This is a genomic window from Cytobacillus firmus DS1 (assembly GCF_000565285.1).
In the GTDB taxonomy this organism is placed as follows: Bacteria; Bacillota; Bacilli; order Bacillales; family Cytobacillaceae; genus Cytobacillus; species Cytobacillus firmus_A.
Map to the genome: position 1 here is coordinate 1 of NZ_APVL01000020.1, position 21,875 is coordinate 21,875.

The 21,875-nt window shown below is 43.5% G+C and carries 30 protein-coding genes; 2 read left to right on the forward strand and 28 right to left on the reverse strand.

Annotated elements, in window-relative coordinates:
- Nucleotides 1-199: 199 nt before the first annotated feature.
- Entirely contained in the window at nucleotides 200-430 is a 231-nt protein-coding gene (locus tag PBF_RS19945) for a hypothetical protein (RefSeq protein WP_035332242.1), read from the reverse strand.
- A 146-nt stretch (nucleotides 431-576) separates the two neighbouring features.
- Between PBF_RS19945 and pdaB the strand changes: the two genes are divergently transcribed.
- Nucleotides 577-1,329 (forward strand): polysaccharide deacetylase family sporulation protein PdaB, encoded by a 753-nt coding sequence (gene pdaB, locus PBF_RS19950; RefSeq protein ID WP_035332245.1) that lies wholly within the window; start codon nucleotides 577-579, stop codon nucleotides 1,327-1,329.
- Nucleotides 1,330-1,423: 94 nt separating this feature from the next.
- Here pdaB and PBF_RS19955 read toward each other — a convergent pair whose 3' ends face one another.
- On the reverse strand, nucleotides 1,424-2,056 hold the full coding sequence (locus PBF_RS19955) for a KinB-signaling pathway activation protein (RefSeq protein WP_035332247.1): 633 nt from the start codon (nucleotides 2,054-2,056) through the stop codon (nucleotides 1,424-1,426).
- 147 nt (nucleotides 2,057-2,203) lie between these two features.
- Here PBF_RS19955 and gerD point away from each other — a divergent pair, with 147 nt between their 5' ends.
- A complete protein-coding gene (gene gerD / locus PBF_RS19960; protein ID WP_035332249.1) occupies nucleotides 2,204-2,845 on the forward strand; it encodes a spore germination lipoprotein GerD in 642 nt (213 codons plus the stop codon).
- A 48-nt stretch (nucleotides 2,846-2,893) separates the two neighbouring features.
- Here the strand turns inward: gerD and PBF_RS19965 are convergent, their stop codons facing one another.
- From PBF_RS19965 to rplR, 26 genes are all read right to left on the reverse strand, one after another.
- Nucleotides 2,894-3,952: an Mrp/NBP35 family ATP-binding protein gene (locus PBF_RS19965; protein WP_035332251.1), complete on the reverse strand. Its 1,059-nt coding sequence runs from the start codon at nucleotides 3,950-3,952 to the stop codon at nucleotides 2,894-2,896.
- 121 nt (nucleotides 3,953-4,073) lie between these two features.
- On the reverse strand, nucleotides 4,074-4,796 hold the full coding sequence (gene cwlD / locus PBF_RS19970) for an N-acetylmuramoyl-L-alanine amidase CwlD (protein WP_035332253.1): 723 nt from the start codon (nucleotides 4,794-4,796) through the stop codon (nucleotides 4,074-4,076).
- A gap of 103 nt (nucleotides 4,797-4,899) precedes the next feature.
- On the reverse strand, nucleotides 4,900-5,343 hold the full coding sequence (locus PBF_RS19975; protein WP_035332254.1) for a YbaK family protein: 444 nt from the start codon (nucleotides 5,341-5,343) through the stop codon (nucleotides 4,900-4,902).
- Nucleotides 5,344-5,787: 444 nt separating this feature from the next.
- Entirely contained in the window at nucleotides 5,788-7,056 is a 1,269-nt protein-coding gene (locus PBF_RS19980; protein WP_035332256.1) for a glutamate-5-semialdehyde dehydrogenase, read from the reverse strand.
- Nucleotides 7,057-7,075: 19 nt separating this feature from the next.
- On the reverse strand, nucleotides 7,076-8,194 hold the full coding sequence (proB, locus tag PBF_RS19985; RefSeq protein WP_035332258.1) for a glutamate 5-kinase: 1,119 nt from the start codon (nucleotides 8,192-8,194) through the stop codon (nucleotides 7,076-7,078).
- A gap of 35 nt (nucleotides 8,195-8,229) precedes the next feature.
- The gene (proC, locus tag PBF_RS19990) at nucleotides 8,230-9,072 is read right to left on the reverse strand and encodes a pyrroline-5-carboxylate reductase (RefSeq protein WP_035332260.1); all 843 of its coding nucleotides are present in this window, start codon (nucleotides 9,070-9,072) and stop codon (nucleotides 8,230-8,232) included.
- Between the two features lie 354 nt (nucleotides 9,073-9,426).
- A complete protein-coding gene (rpsI, locus tag PBF_RS19995) occupies nucleotides 9,427-9,819 on the reverse strand; it encodes a 30S ribosomal protein S9 (protein WP_009336614.1) in 393 nt (130 codons plus the stop codon).
- A gap of 20 nt (nucleotides 9,820-9,839) precedes the next feature.
- Entirely contained in the window at nucleotides 9,840-10,277 is a 438-nt protein-coding gene (gene rplM, locus PBF_RS20000) for a 50S ribosomal protein L13 (RefSeq protein WP_009336613.1), read from the reverse strand.
- 212 nt (nucleotides 10,278-10,489) lie between these two features.
- Entirely contained in the window at nucleotides 10,490-11,248 is a 759-nt protein-coding gene (gene truA / locus PBF_RS20005; protein ID WP_035332262.1) for a tRNA pseudouridine(38-40) synthase TruA, read from the reverse strand.
- 12 nt (nucleotides 11,249-11,260) lie between these two features.
- Complete coding sequence (locus tag PBF_RS20010; protein ID WP_035332263.1) at nucleotides 11,261-12,058, reverse strand: energy-coupling factor transporter transmembrane component T family protein; 798 nt, start codon at nucleotides 12,056-12,058, stop codon at nucleotides 11,261-11,263.
- The gene (locus PBF_RS20015) at nucleotides 12,055-12,924 is read right to left on the reverse strand and encodes an energy-coupling factor ABC transporter ATP-binding protein (protein ID WP_035332265.1); all 870 of its coding nucleotides are present in this window, start codon (nucleotides 12,922-12,924) and stop codon (nucleotides 12,055-12,057) included. Before PBF_RS20015 ends, PBF_RS20010 begins: the two co-directional genes overlap by 4 nt.
- Entirely contained in the window at nucleotides 12,900-13,739 is an 840-nt protein-coding gene (locus PBF_RS20020) for an energy-coupling factor ABC transporter ATP-binding protein (protein ID WP_035332267.1), read from the reverse strand. The genes PBF_RS20015 and PBF_RS20020 overlap by 25 nt, the downstream gene beginning before the upstream one ends.
- 756 nt (nucleotides 13,740-14,495) lie before the next feature.
- Entirely contained in the window at nucleotides 14,496-14,858 is a 363-nt protein-coding gene (gene rplQ / locus PBF_RS20030; RefSeq protein ID WP_035332271.1) for a 50S ribosomal protein L17, read from the reverse strand.
- A 76-nt stretch (nucleotides 14,859-14,934) separates the two neighbouring features.
- Entirely contained in the window at nucleotides 14,935-15,879 is a 945-nt protein-coding gene (locus tag PBF_RS20035) for a DNA-directed RNA polymerase subunit alpha (protein WP_035332273.1), read from the reverse strand.
- 173 nt (nucleotides 15,880-16,052) lie between these two features.
- On the reverse strand, nucleotides 16,053-16,442 hold the full coding sequence (gene rpsK, locus PBF_RS20040; protein WP_035332274.1) for a 30S ribosomal protein S11: 390 nt from the start codon (nucleotides 16,440-16,442) through the stop codon (nucleotides 16,053-16,055).
- A 22-nt stretch (nucleotides 16,443-16,464) separates the two neighbouring features.
- Nucleotides 16,465-16,830, reverse strand: coding sequence for a 30S ribosomal protein S13 (gene rpsM / locus PBF_RS20045; RefSeq protein ID WP_009336605.1), 366 nt, complete (start codon nucleotides 16,828-16,830; stop codon nucleotides 16,465-16,467).
- Between the two features lie 23 nt (nucleotides 16,831-16,853).
- Nucleotides 16,854-16,967, reverse strand: a complete 114-nt coding sequence (rpmJ, locus tag PBF_RS20050) for a 50S ribosomal protein L36 (protein ID WP_000868344.1) — start codon at nucleotides 16,965-16,967, stop codon at nucleotides 16,854-16,856.
- A gap of 35 nt (nucleotides 16,968-17,002) precedes the next feature.
- Nucleotides 17,003-17,221 carry a translation initiation factor IF-1 gene (gene infA, locus PBF_RS20055; protein ID WP_009336604.1) on the reverse strand — a complete coding sequence of 73 codons (219 nt, stop codon included), beginning with the start codon at nucleotides 17,219-17,221 and terminating at the stop codon, nucleotides 17,003-17,005.
- Nucleotides 17,203-17,535 (reverse strand): KOW domain-containing RNA-binding protein, encoded by a 333-nt coding sequence (locus PBF_RS20060; protein ID WP_035332277.1) that lies wholly within the window; start codon nucleotides 17,533-17,535, stop codon nucleotides 17,203-17,205. Before PBF_RS20060 ends, infA begins: the two co-directional genes overlap by 19 nt.
- Nucleotides 17,536-17,551: 16 nt before the next feature.
- The gene (map, locus tag PBF_RS20065) at nucleotides 17,552-18,298 is read right to left on the reverse strand and encodes a type I methionyl aminopeptidase (protein WP_035332279.1); all 747 of its coding nucleotides are present in this window, start codon (nucleotides 18,296-18,298) and stop codon (nucleotides 17,552-17,554) included.
- The gene (locus PBF_RS20070) at nucleotides 18,295-18,945 is read right to left on the reverse strand and encodes an adenylate kinase (protein WP_035332280.1); all 651 of its coding nucleotides are present in this window, start codon (nucleotides 18,943-18,945) and stop codon (nucleotides 18,295-18,297) included. Before PBF_RS20070 ends, map begins: the two co-directional genes overlap by 4 nt.
- A gap of 58 nt (nucleotides 18,946-19,003) precedes the next feature.
- Nucleotides 19,004-20,299 (reverse strand): preprotein translocase subunit SecY, encoded by a 1,296-nt coding sequence (gene secY / locus PBF_RS20075; RefSeq protein WP_035332282.1) that lies wholly within the window; start codon nucleotides 20,297-20,299, stop codon nucleotides 19,004-19,006.
- Nucleotides 20,299-20,739 carry a 50S ribosomal protein L15 gene (rplO, locus tag PBF_RS20080; protein ID WP_035332284.1) on the reverse strand — a complete coding sequence of 147 codons (441 nt, stop codon included), beginning with the start codon at nucleotides 20,737-20,739 and terminating at the stop codon, nucleotides 20,299-20,301. The genes secY and rplO overlap by 1 nt, the downstream gene beginning before the upstream one ends.
- Nucleotides 20,740-20,771: 32 nt before the next feature.
- Nucleotides 20,772-20,954: a 50S ribosomal protein L30 gene (rpmD, locus tag PBF_RS20085; RefSeq protein WP_009336598.1), complete on the reverse strand. Its 183-nt coding sequence runs from the start codon at nucleotides 20,952-20,954 to the stop codon at nucleotides 20,772-20,774.
- A 13-nt stretch (nucleotides 20,955-20,967) separates the two neighbouring features.
- Nucleotides 20,968-21,468, reverse strand: a complete 501-nt coding sequence (gene rpsE / locus PBF_RS20090) for a 30S ribosomal protein S5 (protein ID WP_009336597.1) — start codon at nucleotides 21,466-21,468, stop codon at nucleotides 20,968-20,970.
- Between the two features lie 24 nt (nucleotides 21,469-21,492).
- Nucleotides 21,493-21,855, reverse strand: coding sequence for a 50S ribosomal protein L18 (rplR, locus tag PBF_RS20095; protein ID WP_035332285.1), 363 nt, complete (start codon nucleotides 21,853-21,855; stop codon nucleotides 21,493-21,495).
- Nucleotides 21,856-21,875: the final 20 nt, after the last annotated feature.

The following is a 21,875-nucleotide window of genomic DNA, read 5'->3' on the forward strand; positions in this document are numbered from 1 at the left end:
GTTCGTTCAGTTTTCAAAGATCAATCCGCCGCTCAGAAGCGACCTTATTAATATATCACATGTCAACTTCGACGTCAACAACTTTTTTTAAGTTGTTTTTATTGGTGCTTTCCGTCATCAGCGACGTTTATTAATATACCAAGATACCAATAGGAAGTCAACAATCTTTTTGAGTTTTTTTCTTCAGCACCAAAAATTATTATCCCTTCTTTTCATTATGCTGGCGGGAACGCATGTATTTCAGGCAATCTGCTGGCGCTGCCATACGCTGAAATAATGAAAATAAAATCTTATATCGTTCCTCCATGGCTCTTTTGACAATGTGATCGATTCTGTCATCTTTTAAATCAAATAATATTTCGTCCATTTCCCGCTTGATCAGATATTCCATTTCTTTTAGCTCTTTTTGGCTTAAAAGCATTCCCATCATTTTGATTGCCTCCAATACATTTTTCAATTTGTTTTTTGTAGTATTTTTCCAATTAAGATTTTTTATGAATAAATTTTTTTATACATGGAAGAGACAAGTTCAGCATAGGTATGAGACTAGGAAGGTATCGGACGAGGTGAACAATAATGAACTTTTTTTACGTATTGAATGGTAAGTCTTTAAAACAAATTTCGCTGGTTGTCATTGCAGCATTTTTCACGGCATGGTTCCTTTTCATGCAGAGTATTGTCCACTTGCCTGCTTTTTCAGCCAAAGACGGTCCTAAGGCAATATACAAAGGGGAAAAGGATTTAGCCCTCACCTTTAATATAGGATGGGGGGATGTTAAAGCAGAGCCCATATTGGATATTCTTAAAAAAGAGAATGTTAAATCTGCGACCTTTTTTCTGGCCGGTTCCTGGGCGGAACGCCATCCGGATTTAGTTTCAAGGATCGCAAAAGAAGGCTATGAAATCGGAATTCTGGGCTATGGCTATGAAGATTATACAGAGCTTGAAGAGGATAAAATCAGGAGGGACCTTGCAAAGGCGCAGGAGGCATTTAGAAAGCTGAATATTAAAGACATTAAGCTTGTGCGCGCCCCAACAGGACATTTTGATCAGAAAACCTTAAAGGTTGCTGACCGGATGGGTTTCACTGTTGTCCATTGGAGCGTCGATTCAAAGGATTGGACAAATCCGGGTGTCGATAGGATTGCCGAAAATGTATCAAAGGCCAAAAAAGGAGATATCGTACTTTTGCATGCATCAGATTCTGCCAAACAAACAGCCAAAGCTCTTCCGATCATTTTAAATGATGTAGAATCCAAGGGGCTAAACTTCGTTTCCGTCTCAGAAATGATTGCTAATGCCGAGACAAAAACGAATGAAATAAAGTGAAACTGCCCCCCTGCTTATCCTTTGACATTTCTGCGTCTTGAAGCGGGGGTCTTACTGCCCGTTAGACTGCTATAAAATAAACAAAAGCCATCCGTTATTTGGATGGCTTTTTAGCTATATGGCTTCTTTGTATTTGGGAATCTTCATTCAGTTTATGAAGAATAAGCAACTGATAGGTGTTGCAGACTAATAACGGAATCAGCATTAGATATAGCCAGCTTTCTTCGTTTACCCTTAATACCGGCACCCATTCAATGGCGGTTACGACCACCATGAAGAAGACTGCAGGAATAAATGCATGCTGGTTGGTCTGTTTGGTTTTAATTGCTGCGACCACAAGAGCGATTATAAGAAGAAATGCTGCAACGCCAATATACGGAAGCATGCTGTCACCCGCACCGGCAAAAGCCTTATAGCGGAAATAAACCAAGTCAAATAAAGCAAATAAAATAAGGACAATCTGAATAGGATTCCATAATCCTTTGAAAATCCCCAATCCAAAGCGGTGTACTGTCAAATAAGCAAAAAAGCCCATTTGGCTAATAATACTGAAGATTAATCCTACACCGATAAGCCAGAACAATACTGACAGAATCTCCAGGAAATCAAAGTCAGTAAAAATAGGCGCAAATTCATCCCAGCGCACAATAAACCCGACAACTCCAGTCGTTATTCCCCCGACTAAAAGAGTTGTTATAAAAAGCTTTACCCAATTACGGCTAGTCAATTTATTTTTCCCCCATAATAAATAAATTCATTCTTATTGATTGTACCAACCAAAGTTTGAAAAATCTAGGCATTGTATTTCCAGCGCATAATATTTGCTGAAAATCTTCATTCTAAAGGTAAGGACACCTCTGAAAGGAGCTTCACCATGAAAAAAAAATTCCGTTTGCTCCTTCCATTAGCGCTAGTGTTTTTCGTATCAGGCTGCGGCCAGGGTGAATCGGGCTCCGGCCAAATGGATTATGAGCAAACTAAAAAAATGGTTGTCGATATATTAAAGACAGATGAAGGAAAAAAAGCACTCGAAGAATTGATGGCTGATGAAAAAATGCAGCAAAAGATGGTCATGGACCAAAAGGTTGTAAGTGAGACCATTGAAAAAACTTTAACTTCCGATAAGGGCACAGAGTTTTGGAAGAAGTCTTTTGACGATCCAAAATTTGCCGAAAGCATGGCAAAAAGTATGCAAAAGGAAAATGAGCAGCTTTTAAAAGACCTTATGAAAGACCCCGAATACCGGGGAATGATGATAGAAGTACTTAAAGATCCCGAGCTTGAAAAAGAAGTTACAGATGTCCTTAAAAGCAAGGAATATCGGGAGCACATCCAGAAAGTAATGACTGAGACATTTGAAAGTCCGCTCTTTAAAGCAAAAATTCAGGACATCCTTCTGAAAGCAGCAGCGGAAACAAAAAGCGGCGGTGAGCAAGGCGGACAAGAAAGCGGGGGTGAAGGCGGCGGCCAGGGTGAAGCCCAGGGCGGCAGTGGCGGTCAGGGTGGCGGTGCATAACCCCTATAAGAAGAAAACCTCTTCCAATTCGGAAGAGGCTTTTTCTCATTATTTGCTTTCAATTGTTTGGATTACTTTACGGGCAATATCCGTATAGATTTGACCAAGCTTATGGTCCTCATCATAAATGGAAGGAGCAAAATCTTCTTCATTCCAATCAGGCTGCTGAAGAGGCAGCTGGCCCAGCACTTCTGTCCGCAGTTCATCAGCAAGCTTTTCACCGCCGCCTTGACCAAATACGTGCTCCCTTTCTCCAGTCAATTGACTCTCGAAGTAGGCCATGTTCTCGATAACACCCAGGATTTCATGCTCTGTGCGAAGTGCCATTGCACCGGCTCTAGCAGCAACAAATGCGGCTGTAGGATGCGGAGTTGTCACAACAATTTCCTTGCAGGAAGGTAGCATTGTGTGCACATCCAGGGCAACATCTCCTGTTCCCGGAGGCAAATCAAGAAGAAGGTAATCTAATTCACCCCACTCAACTTCATTGAAGAAGCTGTTCAGCATTTTGCCAAGCATCGGCCCCCTCCAGATAATCGGCGCATTATCTTCCACAAAGAATCCCATTGAAATTACTTTTACACCAAAACGTTCAACCGGCAGAATTCGTTCTCCTCTGACCACGGGACGCTTCGTAATGCCCATCATATCCGGAACGCTGAATCCATAAATGTCAGCATCGATCAATCCAACCTTTTTACCCAGCCTTGCCAGGGATACAGCCAGGTTGACTGAAACGGTGGATTTACCGACTCCGCCTTTTCCGCTGGCAATAGCAATAAATTCCGTCTTATTACCAGGAGAAAGCAGACCGTTATCTTCTTCAGCCGCTGCCTCTCTATATTGTGAAAGCACTTCATCCGGAAGCTCACTGAAGCGGATGCCGACGGTCGCCGCTCCTGCTTCTTTTAAAAGATTGACGATTTCCGTCTGAAGCTGAAGCTGTTCAGCAGTACCTGTCTTGGCAACTTGAATCTTAACGCTGACATGATTCTTTTCTTCCTTGATTTTAATTTCTTCAATGGCGTTAAGTTCGCCCAATGTTCTATGTATAAATGGTTCCTTCAAGCCGCTTAAAGCTTCTCTGACTTTCTGTTCAGTTAACATACATTGCACCCGCCTTTTGAATTCGTTTCCATTTCAGTATAACATATTGAAAATTCTTTACAGTTAATTCTATCACACCAGAAAACATTCAAAAAAGAAAAGGCACTTTCTCAGCACCTTTTCATTCCCATGTTTCGGTCAATTCTTTTTCATTGGTATAGTAGCGCATAATTCCATTATAGATGGAGGCAGCGATTTTATCCTGATATTCATCCGTTTTCAGGTTAGCACGTTCCCCCGGGTTTGATAAGAACCCCACTTCTACTAAGACACCGGGCTTTTTGGCGTACTTTAAGATAAATACATTATTTAAAGGCTTGGAGTTCCGCTTCGTATTTTCCAGGTTGCGGCGGAGTTCGTCCTGTATGAATTTTGCGGCTTTGGCATTTTCTTTAATCCCAGGTGCATAGAACGTCTGCGCCCCGCTCCATCGGGGAGAAGGAATGGAATTTAAATGGATGCTGACATAAAAATCAGAATTAGACGTATTGATCAGTTCAAGCCGTTTCTTCAGATCTTCTACTTTTCTCCGGCTGTATCCCCTTGTTCCCTCGGGTGCGAGGTCCTTGTCGTCCTCCCTCGTCATCAGAACAAGCGCTCCCTGCTCCTGGAGATAATCCCTGATTTTTAATGATACATCCAGCGCAATATCTTTCTCCAGTGCCCCTTCGTCACCTGCACCGCCATCCGGACCGCCATGGCCGGGATCAAGCAAGATGATTTTCCCTGTTAAAGGCAGATTCCACGATTCCCAGGAATCATCATCCGTAAAGTCATATTGTAAAATAAGAAAAAGGACGATAAGCCCGATCGCAAACCCGCCTATTTTTAATTTTTTCTTCATACGTCCTAATCAGTCCCCTCCTGCTTATCCTCAATTCAATATATGGGACAAGGCGGAGATCTAGAACTTTGATCAGGACAGCTCTTTTAAATCAATTCACTTTTTAGTGGAGGCGCAATTTATGCCTTCTCTCCCCTTTATTGAATCCTTCCGACCACCAGCTGTTTACATATTGCTCGCACATATAATACAGGGATTCACTCATGGCCGCTTCCGAACCATGGCCCCAATAAAGAAAAAAGTTATATAAGGTATCCACTAAATGCTTATGCTCTTTATCACATCTATTGCGGACTTGATCCAGCGATTCACCAAAGCGTCCAAAACGGCTGTAGTTGGCCCCCAGCAAATAGGCTTCAATCGCTACATCATAGCATGCCTCCTCAATTCCGGCATTCATCATCAGACCGGAGACAAATCTGGAAGAACCAAAAAATTGCTGTACTTTTTCCTTTAAGGCTTTTATTGAAATTTCCCGAAGGATTGATTTTTCATATTTGATCTGCTTTTCTCTTTTTTTCTCTTTGAACGTCGTTATGACAGTCACGCTTTCTCACCCCTTGTAGATATTCTTTATCTGCAGCGGGAGAGAAATGCAAAAAGCAGCCGCGAAATGGGCTGCCAATTTTTTATCAGAAAAGCAGAAGGCGCCCGCTTATAAAGGAAGGCAGACTAAAACCGCCACGTCCTCCCAAAAGCTGCCGCTTTCGGTCGTGGGATGTTTATGCTGACGAAGCCTACCTTGTCCTGCGGGCCTCAAGCATAAGACAAACCGGCTGAAAGGTTGTTCTTTAACCTTTTGGACGGATTGAAAGAAATGTGGAGGCAACTGCCCAGGGACGACTAGCATAAGACGGTCCCTGCAAGAAGGTGTTCTTTCCTTCTGGAAGAGAACGGCTTAGACCCGAGAGCAGATGGCGCATGAAGCTAGAGGATTAATTCTTATTTTTTTAGAAAAGCACCAGCCGGAGCTGATGCTTTTTAACGTTTTTTATCGAATCTGCCCATTTCCGGACATAAGATATTTGCGGGTTGTTAATGCAGGCAGTCCCATCGGCCCTCTCGCATGGAGCTTCTGTGTGGAAATGCCGATTTCAGCTCCAAAGCCAAGAGCGCCTCCATCCGTGAATCTGGTCGAAGCATTATGGTACAGCGCCGCAGCATCTGTCAGCTGCATGAACTTTTTGGCTGTTTCCCCATTTTCGGTAATGATTGCCTCTGAATGCTTTGTTCCATATTGATCAATATGATCAATGGCCTGCTCAAGACTATTCACGGTTTTCACAGCTAAGTCCAGGCTTAAATATTCATTTGCCCAATCGCTATCAGCCGCGGGTATCACATCAGGCAATGAAGCTGCTGCAGATTTATCACCATGCACGGTTATCCCGTGACTCTTCAAAGCTTCTGCAAGCAATTCTTTATGCTGATCCAGCCATGCTTCATGTACAATCAGCGTTTCTGCCGCATTACAGACTGCGGGACGGTCGGTTTTGGCATTAATCAGGATATTGATCGCTTTTTCCGGATCTGCTTCCTTATCTACATAGATATGGCAGTTGCCAACTCCTGTTTCAAGTACAGGCACCGTCGCATTCTCAACCACTGCTTTAATGAGGGATGCGCCGCCTCTCGGAATTAAGACATCAATATGTTCTTTCATGGTGAACAGCTGCTTTGTCGCTTCTCTGTCTGCTGTGGCAATGAATTGGACAGCTTCTTTAGGTATCTTCGTTTTTTCAAGAGCATCATGAATAATCTCAACGATAGCCTGATTCGAATTCAGTGCTGATGATCCGCCTTTTAAAACTATGGCATTTCCGGATTTCAGCGCAAGACCTGCCGCATCGGCAGTTACATTAGGTCTCGCTTCATAAATCATGCCGATGACACCAAGCGGGACACGGACCTCTTCCACCTTCAGCCCATTATCCAAAGTCCAGCCCGACATAACATCTCCAATCGGATCGTGAAGTATAGCTACCTGGCGAAGGCCGTCTGCAAATTCATAAACACGCTCCTTCGATAATGACAGCCGATCCATATAAGCCTCTTCGAATCCTTTTTCCCTGCCATTTTCAAGATCGGCCATATTAGCTGCAAGAATGGATTCATATCCTGTCTCCAGCGCATCTGCAACTGTATGGAGTGCTTCGTTCTTTTCTTCCGTTGTTAATATACTTAATGCTTTGGCAGCCTTTTTTGCCATTATTGCCTGTTCTTCTATATTATTTAACTTTACTGCTGATGCAGTAGTCATTGAATCCCTCCTAAAAAGTTTAAACAAGTGCCGGCAGCTTAAAGTCGCGGGAGCATACAAACGTTTCCTGAGCTATGGCCGGTTCAAGCTCTTCATCTGCTGTATGGCCGCTTAACTGTTCATTTGAATAATTAATTCGGCCGAGACCGATTTCTTTTCCCTCTTCATCCAAAATGCGGACGACTGCTCCATCCTTAAATCGCCCTTTGACTTCCTGTATATCAGAGCAGTACAGGTTTTCCTGATGATCCACAATAGCCTCTATTCCATGGGAATTGATGGTCACCTTTCCTTCAGGGCCTGAGTGGAATGCAATCCACTGCTTTTCATTATCCAGATTAAATGCATCCGGCTCCGGCGTGAAGAAGGTGCCTCTCGCTCTGTTTTCCACAGCTTCCATTAAAATATTTTCCGTTCCTGCTTTTCCTAAAAAGGAATCAATTCCCGCAGCCATTGCAATTTTCACTGCCTGGATTTTTGACTTCATGCCGCCTGTTCCTACAGCACTTCCAGATCCTCCTGCAGCAGCTTCAATTTCAGGTGTAATGCTGTGAACCCTCTCCAGAAGAGTTGCATGAGGATTATCATTCGGGTTGCTGTCATAGAGGCCGTCAATGTCAGATAAAATAATCAGTAAATCTGCATCAATCAGACCAGCCACTTTTGCAGCCAAAGTATCGTTGTCCCCAAAGCGCAAGCGGTCGACCGTAACCGTATCATTTTCATTTATGATTGGGATGATGCCTCGCTCCAGCAGTACATTCATAGTGTTATGCATATTGCCATAGCGATTTTCATCGGAGAAATCGCTTCTGGTAATTAAGATTTGTGAAGCTACATAACCATGAGATAAAAAGAGTTCTGAGTAAGATTCCATTAATAGCCCCTGGCCAATAGAAGCCGCAGCCTGTTTTTCCGGAAGAGAAGAAGGCCGGTCAAGGCAGCCAAGCTTCCTATATCCTGCTGCTACAGCACCTGATGACACAACAGCCGTTTCATACCCGGCATCCTTCAGCTCGACAATTTGCTCTGCAAATTTTTCAAGCTTCCTGCGGCTGATCTCCCCGTGCATGCTTGTTAATGAGCTGCTTCCAATCTTAATAACAACTCTTTTTATCTGCTTCTCTTTAATCAACATCCAATACCTCCTGTGAACTTGAAAATCCATTTCCCTTAGGAAGTGACAAGGGCGCCTTCCAACTCTTTGCTGATCTCCTTCGACCGTTTGGCGGCATGCTCGACTGCCTGTGTGATGGCTTCGCCTCCGTTGTATCTCCTTAACGCTTCGAGTCCTGAGGCGGTCGTACCATTAGGAGAGGTCACTTTCTCTCTTAGAGAAGTTGGCGCTTCTTCTTTTTCAAGCACCATCTTAGCTGCTCCAAAAATCGTCTGAGCGACAATTTTGCGGGCAGTCTCTTCATCCATTCCATTTTGCACCCCTACCTGCTCCATGTTTTCCATCAGATAATAGAAGTAAGCAGGGCCGCTTCCGGCTAATCCCGTAAAAACATCCATCTGGTCTTCATCGATGATATACACTTCCCCCATGCATTCCAGCAATTCCTTAACCATTTCCACATTGGCCATGCTCGTATTCTTTCCAGCCACGACAGCAGTCGCAGATTCCTGAATCATGCTTGATGTATTCGGCATCACACGCACAACCTGCTGTCCAGGATTTAAATGTTCTTCCATGAACTCTGTTGTAATGCCTGCCAAAACTGAAAGAATCACCTGGCCGGGATATAATTTGTCTTTAATCGAACGCAGGGCTTCTTCTGCCCCTTTTGGCTTCATGGCTAAAATAAATAAATCAATTTCCTCAAACGGAAGCTCGTTTTGCGGCATGGCACTTACACCATACTGCTCATGAATCTCTTCCAGCCTGTCTGCATTGCTCCTGTTCGTTACGAAAACCCGATCAGGTGACATTTTTTCAGCTGTAATGACTCCTGAAATCATGGATTCCGCCATTGACCCTGCTCCTAAAAATGCGATTGTTTTATTGGCTAACATGGACATCCTCCTTTAGATGAAAAACTGTTCGTATATCCGTTCGTATTTTATCAACGTTATCTATATTAACATGCTCAAATTCAGATTCAAGGGTATTAGGGAAAGACGGGAGGATAAGGGCGAGATAGTGAATGAAAACGCTGACATATGCGGCCACAGTTCCGCTGAGGCTCTCTCAGCGTGAATAATCCTCTCTCAGCCCGATTTTTGCAATAATTTAATTTCCAGTTTCTCACGTCTGCAGAAATTAAGCACACCCAGCCGGCTGAGCTGCAGGAATAAAGGGAGCAGAAGTTAAATAAAATAAGAAAAAAGCTCCCAGCCAAAATGGCTGAGAGCTTTGGTAAGCAATAATTAACGCTTTGAGAACTGAGGAGCACGACGAGCACCTTTAAGACCGTATTTCTTACGTTCTTTCATACGTGCGTCACGAGTTAATAGTCCTGCGCGCTTTAATGTTGGACGGAATTCCGGATCAGCTTGAAGCAATGCACGAGCGATGCCGTGGCGGATTGCGCCAGCTTGACCAGTGTATCCACCGCCGTTTACATTTACAAGAATGTCGTAGCTGTTAACTGTTTCAGTAGCTACAAGCGGCTGTTTTACAACTTCACGTAAAGCTGCAAAAGGAATGTAATCTGTGATTTCACGACCATTGATGATGATTTTACCGTCGCCTGGAACTAAACGAACACGTGCAACGGAGCTCTTACGACGACCAGTACCAATATATTGAACCTGTGCCAAGTTAATAACCTCCCTAAAAATTATCCACGAAGTTCGTAAACTTCAGGTTGTTGTGCTTGGTGCTTATGTTCGCTACCAGCATATACGTGTAATTTCTTGAACATTTGACGGCCAAGAGAGTTCTTTGGAAGCATGCCTTTGATAGCAAGCTCAAGCATTCTCTCAGGGTAGTTTGTACGCATTTCAAGAGCAGTTCTTGTTTTTAGACCGCCTGGGTGCATGCTGTGACGGTAGTAGATCTTGTCAGTAAGCTTTTTCCCAGTAAGTTCGATTTTTGAAGCGTTGATAAGAATTACATGATCACCAGTATCAACATGTGGTGTATAAGTTGGTTTATGTTTACCACGTAGGATTGACGCTACTTCACTAGCAAGACGACCAAGAGTTTTGCCTTCAGCATCAATCACGTACCATTTACGTTCGATATTGTTTGAATTCGCCATAAACGTTGTACGCATCAGTTTCCCTCCTAATAGTTCCATTCATAATCAATTTTTGGTTTATCTATTCGACACAATAAGTTCCGGGGCTTATCGTGGTTTTAATAATAATACCATATGCTATAATATAACTTTGACAGTCTAATGTCAAGCGAATGTTACACCTGGTTTAGTTGTTTTGAAATCTTTTTTTATATGAGTTTGGCTTTACAACGCGCCCCCGCGGTTCCTCAACTATTTTTTCCAAAATTTTTATAAAAAACTTTCCACAAATATAAACCTTGGGGAGGAGCTGTTTTTCCTGCAGCTGATCTGTTTTTTTCCTTAAGGACAGATGGCATGGAATCGGGGGCTCTTTCCCCTGAGCCGACTTCCAGAAGGGTGCCTGTCAGGATCCGGACCATATTATATAAGAATCCAGAGCCTCTAAAGCGGAAGATGAGCATATTCCCTTCTTCAAGCACATCTATCTCCTGGAGTTCCCTGACTTTATCCTCCACTTCCGTCTTGGCGGAGCAGAAGCTTGTAAAATCATGGGTTCCTATTAAATACGCTGCCGCCTGTCTGATCGCATCCGTATTTATTGTGTACGGGTACTGATAGGCATAATGGCGATTAAACGGGTCTCTCCTGGAGGATCGGTGCACGAAGTACCGATATTCCTTCCCTTTTGCATCAAAGCGGACATGAAAGTCATCTGACACTGTCTCCGTCCCGATGATGACCACATCATCCGGAAGCAGGGAATTAAGGGCGATTTCCCATTTTTCAATCGGAATATTCAATGGGGAATCGAAATGAATCACCTGGCCCCTTGCATGGACACCTGCATCGGTTCTGCCTGAGGCAGTCACCCTGATGTCTTCTCCTTTATGAATCTTCTTTAAGGCCCGTTCCAGCTCTCCCTGCACAGTCCGCTTGCCAGGCTGCACCTGATAGCCTGCAAAAAGGGTGCCGTCATACGTCACAATACATTTAAATCTTTGCATAAGGTCACCCCGTTACGTTCTCAGCAGGATTAACACCAGGGACAGGGCTGCAAGCATGGCGAACATTGCTGTATCCTTCAGGCCCCAGCTAAGCTGCCTGTATTTTGTTCTGCCTTCCCCGCCTCTATAGCCGCGTGACTCCATCGCCACAGCAAGCTCTTCAGCCCGCTTGAACGAGCTGACAAACAAAGGAATTAAAAGAGGTATAATGGCTTTAACACGCTCTTTGAGGGGGCCGCTTGTAAAATCGGCTCCCCTGGCTGTCTGGGCCTTCATAATTTTATCGGTTTCCTGCATGAGTGTCGGAATGAAGCGAAGGGAAATCGACATCATCAAAGCCAGTTCATGCACTGGAAACTTCACTTTATTTAATGGATTAAGCAGACTTTCCAGGCCATCCGTTATTTCAATCGGAGTCGTGGTTAATGTCAGAAGAGAAGTCATCAGTATGAGCAGGAAAAAGCGCAGTGAGATGAATATCCCCTGTCTCAAACCTTCCTCATAGATCGTAATCCATCCAAACCGGAAGAGCACTTCACCCTCTTTTGTCAGAAACAGATGAAGGAATAAAGTGAAAATAACAAGCAGAAGGACCGGCTTCAATCCTGTATAGATAAACCGGATCGGCACCTTAGATAAAGCAATCATAAAAAAGGTATAAACCGTCAGTAATCCGTATGTCAGCAAATTATTTGCCAAAAAGACTATGCACACGAATAAGAATATAAGGACAAGCTTTGAACGGGGATCCATCCTATGGATGACAGATTCGGCCGGAACATAGCGCCCAAAAATCATCTTGTCCATCATGTGGCTGTCCCCCTTTTCATCACAGCAGCAATCTCATCCGTCAGCTCATCCATTGTCAGGCAAGTTTTTGAAAGACGGATATTAAGTGATTTTTCCATTTTCAGCTGAAAGCGGACAACCTCCGGAACATCGAGGCCAAGCTTAAGCAAGCCTTCCGGAGAAGAAAAAATTTCTTTCGGCGTTCCCTTTTTGTATACTTCACCGTTGTGCATGATGACAATCTGATCAGCGTAGCGGGAAGCATCCTCCATGCTATGTGTCACAAGCACCGTCGATAGCCCCCTTGTCCCATGCAGGCTGTAGAACATATCCATGATTTCCTTTCGGCCCCGCGGATCAAGACCTGCAGTAGGCTCATCCAGGACAATAACATCAGGCTCCATTGCCAGCACTCCAGCTATGGCTACACGTCTCATTTGACCGCCTGACAAGTCAAATGGGGATTTGCTTAAAATTTCTAACGGCAAGCCCACCTGGCCTATAGCTGCTCTGGCTCTTTTTTTGGCTTCCTCCTCTGACACTCCGAAGTTCATCGGGCCAAAGCAAATATCTTTCTCGACCGTTTCCTCAAACAGCTGATGCTCGGGAAATTGAAATACGATTCCAACCCTTTGACGGATTTCCTTCAGGTTTTTTTGTTTCTTTTCCGGGGTGATCTTCCGCTCTCCAATCAATACCTGGCCTTCTGTCGGCTTAAGCAGGGCATTTAAATGCTGGAGGACAGTCGATTTGCCTGATCCGGTATGACCGATGATTGCGAGAAACGTGCCAGATGGAATATCGATGGAGACATCCTTTATTGCGAGACGTTCAAATGGCGTATTAACCTGATAACGGTATTCTACATTTTGGAGTGAGATGTCCATAATTCTTCCACCAACTCTTCTTCAGATAAATAATGCCTTGATAACGGCAACCCTTTTTCTCTTAATATCTTGCTCAGCTTCACAGGAAAAGGAATATCCAGGCCGAGTTTTACAAGCTCTTCATCCATTTGGAAGATTTCCTCAGGTGTGCCTTCCCGATATAACTCTCCTTTGTTCATAACCACGATGCGGTCAGCCTTTGAAGCTTCCTCCAGGTCATGAGTGATGGAGATGACGGTCATGTGATAATCCCGCTTGAGCTCTCTGACGGTTTCAAGCACCTCTTCACGCCCTCTTGGGTCCAGCATAGAGGTTGACTCGTCGAGAATAATAATATCCGGCCTTAAGGCAATAACGCCGGCAATGGCCACCCTTTGTTTCTGGCCGCCGGAAAGATGGTGCGGCTCTTGATTAAGAAAAGATGACATTTTGACCTTCTCCAGTGATTCTGTAACACGCTGAACCATGTCATTTCTTTCAATTCCATGGTTTTCTAAACCAAAAGCCACATCATCCCGTACGGTCGTTCCGACAAACTGGTTATCCGGATTTTGAAAAACCATGCCAATCTTCTTTCTCGTTTCCCATACCGTCTCTTCGCTCAATGAAATTCCGCCTACTGTAATGCTGCCTTCCAGGGGAAAGTGGAGGCCGTTAAGCAATTTAGCAAGTGTTGATTTTCCGGAGCCATTATGCCCGACTATTGCGAGCCATTCTCCTTTAAATATATTAAATGAGATATTATCCAGCGCATATGCTGCTTCTGCATCGTACTTGAACGAAACATTTTTCAATTCTACCAGCGGCTCGGTCATTTGAAGTCCTCCTCTCGGCTCTGCTTCTCTATTTCAGCTCTGCTCTTATCAAAAGCGGAAGCGCCTTCGGAACAAGCAAAAAAGATTGTTCCTGCGAAGAACATCCAAGGAAGCTTTTCCTTGGTGCACACCCCGACACCTCGAGGGGTAGGCGCTGAAGCTAGATGCAAACACCCTTCCACAGAGATGTTCCCATCGTTCAATATTATATAGTTTCTTATATAATGAAAAAACCCGCCATTGTTGGCGAGCTTTAAATAGTTCGATAATAGGTTATGTTCCGGATAGCAAGCGTTGAATGATACCATTCTCCCACACTTGTAAAACACAAGAAAATCTGGATTTCTGCTATCTAAGCTTATTGGATGCCTATTATGCCTCCCTATTAAAAGCTCATACTGACGCAGTATGGTGGTTGGTTCCTGCTATTGTATAAATGTTCAGAGACCTCGATTTCCTTATGGTATATGAACATACTGAATTTAAAAAAGCCTGCACCTCTTTCCGTCAGGCAGTAAACTGCCGGGCGCATTTCTTATTTCCGGAAGAGGTGCATGAGCTAGACGAGTCAAATGTACCAGGCAATGGGGAATCTATCGCTCAACCATCCCTGTTTACTAGCTGTACATGCTCATCGTAACGCTCGTTTTTGGCCTGATATCGGCGTTTCTGACAAATTAAGGAAACAGCCGCCTTTATAGAAAAAGGGCAAAGAACAAGTTCAATGAAACCGTCCCGCGCCCTTTCCTTAAAAAATTATACTAACTCGATGATTACCATTGGCGCACCGTCTCCACGACGAGGTCCAAGTTTCATAATACGAGTGTATCCGCCTTGGCGCTCTTCATAACGAGACGCGATGTCGCTGAATAATTTTTGAACTGCATCCTGGTCAGTTTCAGCGTTAGCTACCTCGTTGCGAACAAATGCAGCTGCTTGACGGCGTGCATGCAAGTCGCCGCGCTTTCCAAGAGTGATCATTTTCTCAACAACTGAACGAAGTTCTTTCGCACGAGCTTCAGTTGTTTCGATGCGCTCATTGATGATTAGATCTGTTGCTAAGTCACGCAGCATAGCTTTACGTTGTGAGCTAGTGCGTCCTAACTTTCTGTATCCCATGAAAGTTTCCCTCCTTTGTTGAAGTCATTCAATCTGCTGAAAGCAAACATGCAGATAATCAATTAATCTTCATTAATCAATCGTCCTTGCGTAAGCCCAGTCCAAGATCTTCTAATTTATGTTTTACTTCCTCAAGTGACTTTCTGCCAAGGTTGCGGACCTTCATCATATCCTCTTCAGTCTTATTGGCTAATTCCTGAACAGTATTGATGCCAGCGCGCTTTAAGCAGTTGTAAGAACGTACAGACAAGTCAAGTTCTTCAATTGTCATCTCAAGTACTTTCTCTTTTTGGTCTTCTTCTTTTTCAACCATGATTTCGGCATTTTGAGCTTCATCAGTTAAACCGACAAAGATATTCAAATGCTCAGTTAAGATCTTCGCTCCAAGTGCAACCGCATCTTGAGGACCTGTACTGCCGTCAGTCCAAACATCGAATGTTAACTTATCATAGTTAGTCATTTGACCCACACGTGTATTCTCTACCTGGTAAGAAATACGAGCTACTGGAGTGTAGATGGAATCGATCGGAATCACACCGATTGGCTGATCTTCTCTCTTGTTTTGGTCAGCTGGTGTATAGCCTCTTCCGCGTCTTGCAGTTAAACGCATGCGCAGATGGGCATTCGAACCAAGAGTAGCAATATGAAGATCCGGATTAAGGATTTCAACATCGCTATCATGTGTTACGTCAGCTGCCTTCACTACACCTTCACCCTGAACATCGATTTCCAATGTTTTTTCTTCATCAGAGTAGATTTTAAGTGCTAGTTTTTTAATGTTTAAAATGATAGATGTTACATCTTCTACGACGCCTTCAATTGTTGAGAACTCATGAAGTACCCCATCAATTTGGATCGATGTGACAGCGGCACCTGGGAGTGAGGATAAAAGGATACGACGTAAGGAGTTACCCAAAGTTGTACCATATCCACGCTCAAGTGGCTCGACGACGAACTTGCCGTACTTGGCATCATCGCTGATCTCAACCGTTTCGATTTTTGGTTTTTCTATTTCGATCATCAAAATATACCCTCCTTCAAAACGTCGAAACCCCGGCTAGCAATCTCTAACCGAAATTCCCCCATGTATACGTTCCCGTTTTGTGCACAACAACTGGAATAATTGTTCTGTATAACTAAAAAATTAGTATCATATCCCATTATAGACAAGGATACAAATTCTATACAGAAAAATTATACACGGCGGCGTTTTGGCGGACGACATCCGTTATGAGGAACTGGAGTTACGTCTCTGATAGCAGTAACTTCTAGACCAGCAGCTTGAAGAGCACGGATTGCAGCTTCACGTCCTGCACCAGGTCCTTTAACAGTTACTTCAAGGGATTTCATACCGTGTTCCTGAGAAGTTTTAGCTGCAGTTTCAGCTGCCATTTGTGCTGCGAATGGAGTAGATTTACGAGAACCTTTGAATCCAAGAGCTCCAGCACTTGACCATGAAATAGCATTTCCATGAACATCAGTGATAGTTACGATTGTGTTGTTGAAAGTAGAACGGATATGTGCAATACCCTGTTCAATATTCTTTTTCACACGACGCTTACGTGTATTAGTTTTACGAGCCATTTAAAGTTACCTCCTTTACCGATTATTTCTTCTTGTTCGCTACAGTCTTACGAGGACCTTTGCGTGTACGAGCGTTGTTTTTAGTGTTTTGTCCGCGAACCGGTAAACCACGGCGATGACGTAGACCGCGATAGCTTCCGATCTCCATTAGACGTTTGATGTTTAGTGAAACCTCACGGCGAAGGTCACCTTCAACTTTCAATTTGTCGATGATGTCACGGATTTTGTTAAGTTCATCTTCTGTAAGATCACGAACACGAGTGTCTTCAGAAACACCAGCTTCAGCCAAAACTTTCTGAGCTGTAGATTTACCAATACCAAAGATATAAGTTAATGAGATTACTACACGTTTTTCACGTGGAACATCTACACCAGCAATACGTGCCATTGTATAAGCGCACCTCCTTCAAATTAACCTTGTTTTTGTTTATGTTTAGGGTTTTCACAGATAACCATTACTTTTCCACGTCTGCGGATAACTTTACACTTTTCGCAGATTGGTTTAACTGATGGTCTTACTTTCATTATCCTAACCTCCTTAATAGTACGGAGTGCAATGATTATTTAAAACGATATGTGATTCTACCGCGTGTTAAATCATATGGAGATAGCTCAACTGTTACTTTATCTCCAGGTAAAATACGGATGAAGTGCATGCGGATCTTACCGGATACATGAGCTAGCACTGTATGACCATTTTCTAATTCTACCTTAAACATTGCATTTGGCAAAGTATCAACAACTGTGCCTTCTATTTCGATTACATCGTCTTTCGCCATTGAACTTTTTCTCCCTTCTTCATGTCATATACGAATTCATTTACATACTTTGCAAGCGCAAAGCGTAACTTTCCGTTTGTTACACGGCCGGTCTCCTCGAGACTGGTCTGAACTTCTGGAGAGATATAATTAAGCAATTGCAGATGCTGGACGTTCTTTTTCTTCGGGCGATCGAAATTTTTTCTGCCGCCGTCAGCAAGCATAACATACCTTTCATCCAACAACCTTATAATTATAGCATATTGACCAGCATCACGCCCACTTTTGATCAAAACAATTTGACCATGCTGCGGATTCGTATCAGATCCAACCAATGGAATCACCTGCACCTTAGGCTTTTGTTAGTATTTCATAACCGGATTCAGTGATCGCTATTGTATGCTCAAAATGTGCACACCTTTTACCGTCAACCGTTACAACTGTCCAGTTATCGGTTAAGGTTTTAACATAACGACTTCCTGCATTCACCATAGGTTCAATAGCAAGTACCATTCCCGGCTTTAAACGCGGCCCTCTGTTAGGGGGTCCATAATGAGGAATTTGAGGATCCTCATGTAAGTCTTGCCCTATACCATGGCCAACATACTCGCGTACAATGGAAAAGCCATTAGATTCCGCATACGTTTGGATAGCATGGGAGATGTTCGACAAGCGCTCACCCGGTTTTGCTTCTTCAAGGCCCTTATATAACGATTCCTCTGTCACATCCATCAGACGCTCGGATTCCTCATCAATTTGGCCAACAGCATAAGTCCAGGCTGAGTCACCATGATAACCGTTATATTTAGCACCGATATCAATGCTGATTATATCACCGTCATTTAAAACTCGACCACCAGGAATGCCATGAACAAGTTCATCGTTAACTGAAGCACAGATGCTGCCGCGGAAACCATTATACCCTTTGAATGATGGAATTGCATCGTGTTTACTTATAAACCGGTCAGCAATAACATCCAGTTCGCGGGTTGTGATTCCGGGTGCAATATGTTTTTTCAGCTCCTGATGTGTAAGTGCTACGATTCTGCCGGCCTCACGCATTATTTCAAGCTCACGCGGGGTTTTGCAAATGATCATTGTAAGCCCCCGAGCAATGCATCAAGATCAGAAAATACTTTATTAATATCCTGCTGACCATCAATATTGCGAAGATAACCTTTCGTTTCGTAGAAATCAAGCAACGGTTTGGTTTGTTTAATATTAACGTCAAGTCTATTCTGAACAGTCGCTTCATTATCATCAGCACGCTGATACAGCTCACCGCCGCAGCGATCACACACTCCGTCTATCGCTGGCGGATTGAATACTAAATGATAAGTTGCTCCGCAGTCTTTACAGATGCGGCGTCCTGTAAGACGTTCCATTAGAATACTCTGATCAACATCAATATTAATAACATAATTAATTTTCTTGTTCAAATCAGAAAGGATGTTTTCAAGGGCATCTGCTTGGGCAACCGTTCTTGGGAAGCCATCCAGCAAAAAGCCTTTTTCGCAATCATCCTTGCTTAATCGTTCACGTACAATGCCGATTGTTACCTCATCAGGAACAAGCTCGCCTTTATCCATGAATGATTTTGCTTTAAGGCCTAGGTCCGTTTCGTCTTTAATAGCCGCACGGAACATATCTCCGGTAGAAATATGAGGGATGCCGTATTTTTGGACGATCTTCTCGGCTTGTGTACCTTTACCGGCACCAGGGAGCCCCATTAAAACTAAATTCACGTCAATTTCCCCCTAGTCTCTAAATGGTATAAGGGAACATGCGTCCCCTACAACCAAATTATTTAATGAAACCTTTATAATGACGTTTAACAAGCTGTGCTTCAAGCTGCTTCATCGTTTCCAGTGCAACACCGACAACAATCAGCAGGCTTGTGCCTCCAATTTGCGCAGATTCAGGCAATCCGGCGATATTAATGAAGAATACCGGCAGAATTGAAATCACTGTCAGGAATAGCGCACCGACAAAAGTTAAACGGTATAAGACGCGAGTCAGATATTCCTGCGTGTTATTTCCTGGACGGATGCCCGGGATATAACCGCCCTGCTTCTTCAGGTTTTCCGCAACTTGTTCCGGGTTCACCTGAATGAAAGCATAGAAATAAGTAAAAGCAATGATTAATGCACTATAGATGACCATTCCGATTGGAGACGTATAGTCAAATATTCTTTGAATCCATAGAGTAACATCATTCTGCTCAAAGAAACCGGCAATGGTTCTTGGCGTGATGATGAATGAAATCGCAAAGATTACTGGTATTACACCAGCTGCATTAACTTTTAACGGAAGATGAGTTGATTGTCCGCCAGCAGAATTTTGTCCTGCTGTTACACGCTTAGCATATTGAATAGGAATCTTTCTTAATGCCTGTTGGATGAAGATCGTTCCTACAACAATAGCAATGACTGCGATTAGGATAAGCACGACTGTCACAATGCGAAGGAATAGCTGCTCTCCAGCATTTTCAAACTGCTGAGCGTAAATCTGGTTAACCGTTGAAGGAATCCCAGCTACGATACCAGCAAAGATAATGATGGAAATACCATTTCCTACACCTTTTGATGTAATCTGCTCACCAAGCCACATTAGAAATGCAGTTCCGGCAGTCAATACTACGGCAATTAATAGATAAGACGTGATTCCCGGATTCTCAATCAGCATTCCGCCTGCTAGGTTATTAAACCCATAAGACATACCGAGAGCCTGGATAAAACCAAGCACGATAGTAAAGTAACGGGTAAACTGAGCTAACTTACGGCGTCCAACGTCACCTTGCTTTGACCATTCCGTAAACTTAGGAACAACATCCATCTGCAGAAGCTGCACAATGATGGATGCCGTAATGTACGGCATGATACCCATTGCAAGGATTGAGAAGTTTAGGAGCGCCCCGCCGCCGAATGTATTCAGAACACCGAATACATTTAGTTCATCCTGGGCTTTTAATAGATCTGCATTTACGCCCGGTACAGGGATAAATGTACCGATGCGAAATACAATCAGCATTAAAAGGGTGAAAATAATCTTTCGTCTTATATCACCCACACGCATAAAATTGGAGATTGTCTGAAACATTAAATCACCTCAGTTTGACCGCCGGCAGCTTCAATAGCTTCCTTTGCAGCAGAGGAGAATTTATGAGCTTTTACTGTAAGCTTTTTCTCAACTTTGCCTTTTGCAAGAATCTTGATTCCTGCTTTTTCGTTGCTTACTACACCAGTTTCGATAAGAAGCGCTGGAGTTACTTCAGCTCCATCTTCGAAACGGTTTAAAGCATCAAGGTTCACAATCGCGTACTCTTTACGGTTGATATTAGTGAAACCGCGTTTAGGCAAGCGTTGGAATAAAGGTGTTTGACCACCCTCGAATCCAGGACGGACACCGCCGCCAGAACGGGCGTTTTGACCTTTATGACCCTTACCAGCAGTTTTACCATTACCGGAACCGATACCACGGCCTTTGCGTTTGCGTTCCCCACGAGAACCTTCTGCAGGCTTTAATTCATGAAGTTTCATGTTGGCACCTCCTTATTTGTAGAAGAATAGATTTATTTTTCTTTTACCACAACAAGGTGAGCAACTTTGTTGATCATTCCGCGGATAGCAGGATTATCTTGATGCTCAACTGTTTGGTGCATTTTGCGTAAGCCAAGAGCCTTAACTGTTTCGCGCTGGTCTTGCGGGCGACCAATCACGCTGCGAGTGAGGGTTACTTCTAGTTTATTCGCCATTTGATATCCCTCCTTATCCTAACAGTTCTTCTACTGATTTACCACGTAATTTCGCTACGTCCTCAGCACGTTTTAATTGAGTTAAACCGTTCAAAGTGGCGCGAACCATGTTGATTGGTGTGTTAGTACCTAAAGATTTAGATAAGATATCACCAACACCAGCTAATTCTAGAACCGCACGAACTGGACCTCCGGCGATTACTCCAGTACCTTCAGAAGCAGGCTTAAGAAGGATTTCTCCAGCACCGAAGTGACCGATTACCTGGTGAGGAATTGTAGTTCCAACCATAGGTACTTCGACTAAGTTTTTCTTAGCATCTTCAATAGCTTTGCGGATCGCTTCAGGTACTTCCTGTGCTTTACCTGTACCAAAGCCAACGTGACCGTTTTTGTCACCTACTACTACAAGAGCAGAGAAACGAAAACGACGTCCACCTTTAACAACCTTTGCTACACGATTAACCGTAACTACGCGCTCTTCAAGTTCAAGTTTGTTTGGATCAATACGACGCATCTTTTTGTGTCCCTCCTTTGTCTATTAAAATTCTAAACCATTTTCACGTGCTGCATCAGCTAAAGCCTGAACACGTCCATGATATAGATAGCCACCACGATCGAAAACGACAGCTTTAACGCCTTTTTCGACTGCGCGCTTTGCAACTAATTCTCCGACCTTAACTGCTGCATCAACGTTGCCAGTTGCATCAAGGTTCACTTCTTTATCTTGTGTAGAAGCACTTGCTACAGTAACTCCGTTTACATCATCAATAAGTTGAGCATAAATGTGCTTGTTTGAACGATACACATTTAAACGAGGACGAGCCGCAGTTCCAGAAAGTTTTGCACGCACACGAGCATGTCTTTTCTTACGAACTGCATTTTTATCAGCCTTCGTAATCATTTCGGTCACTCCTTTCGTTT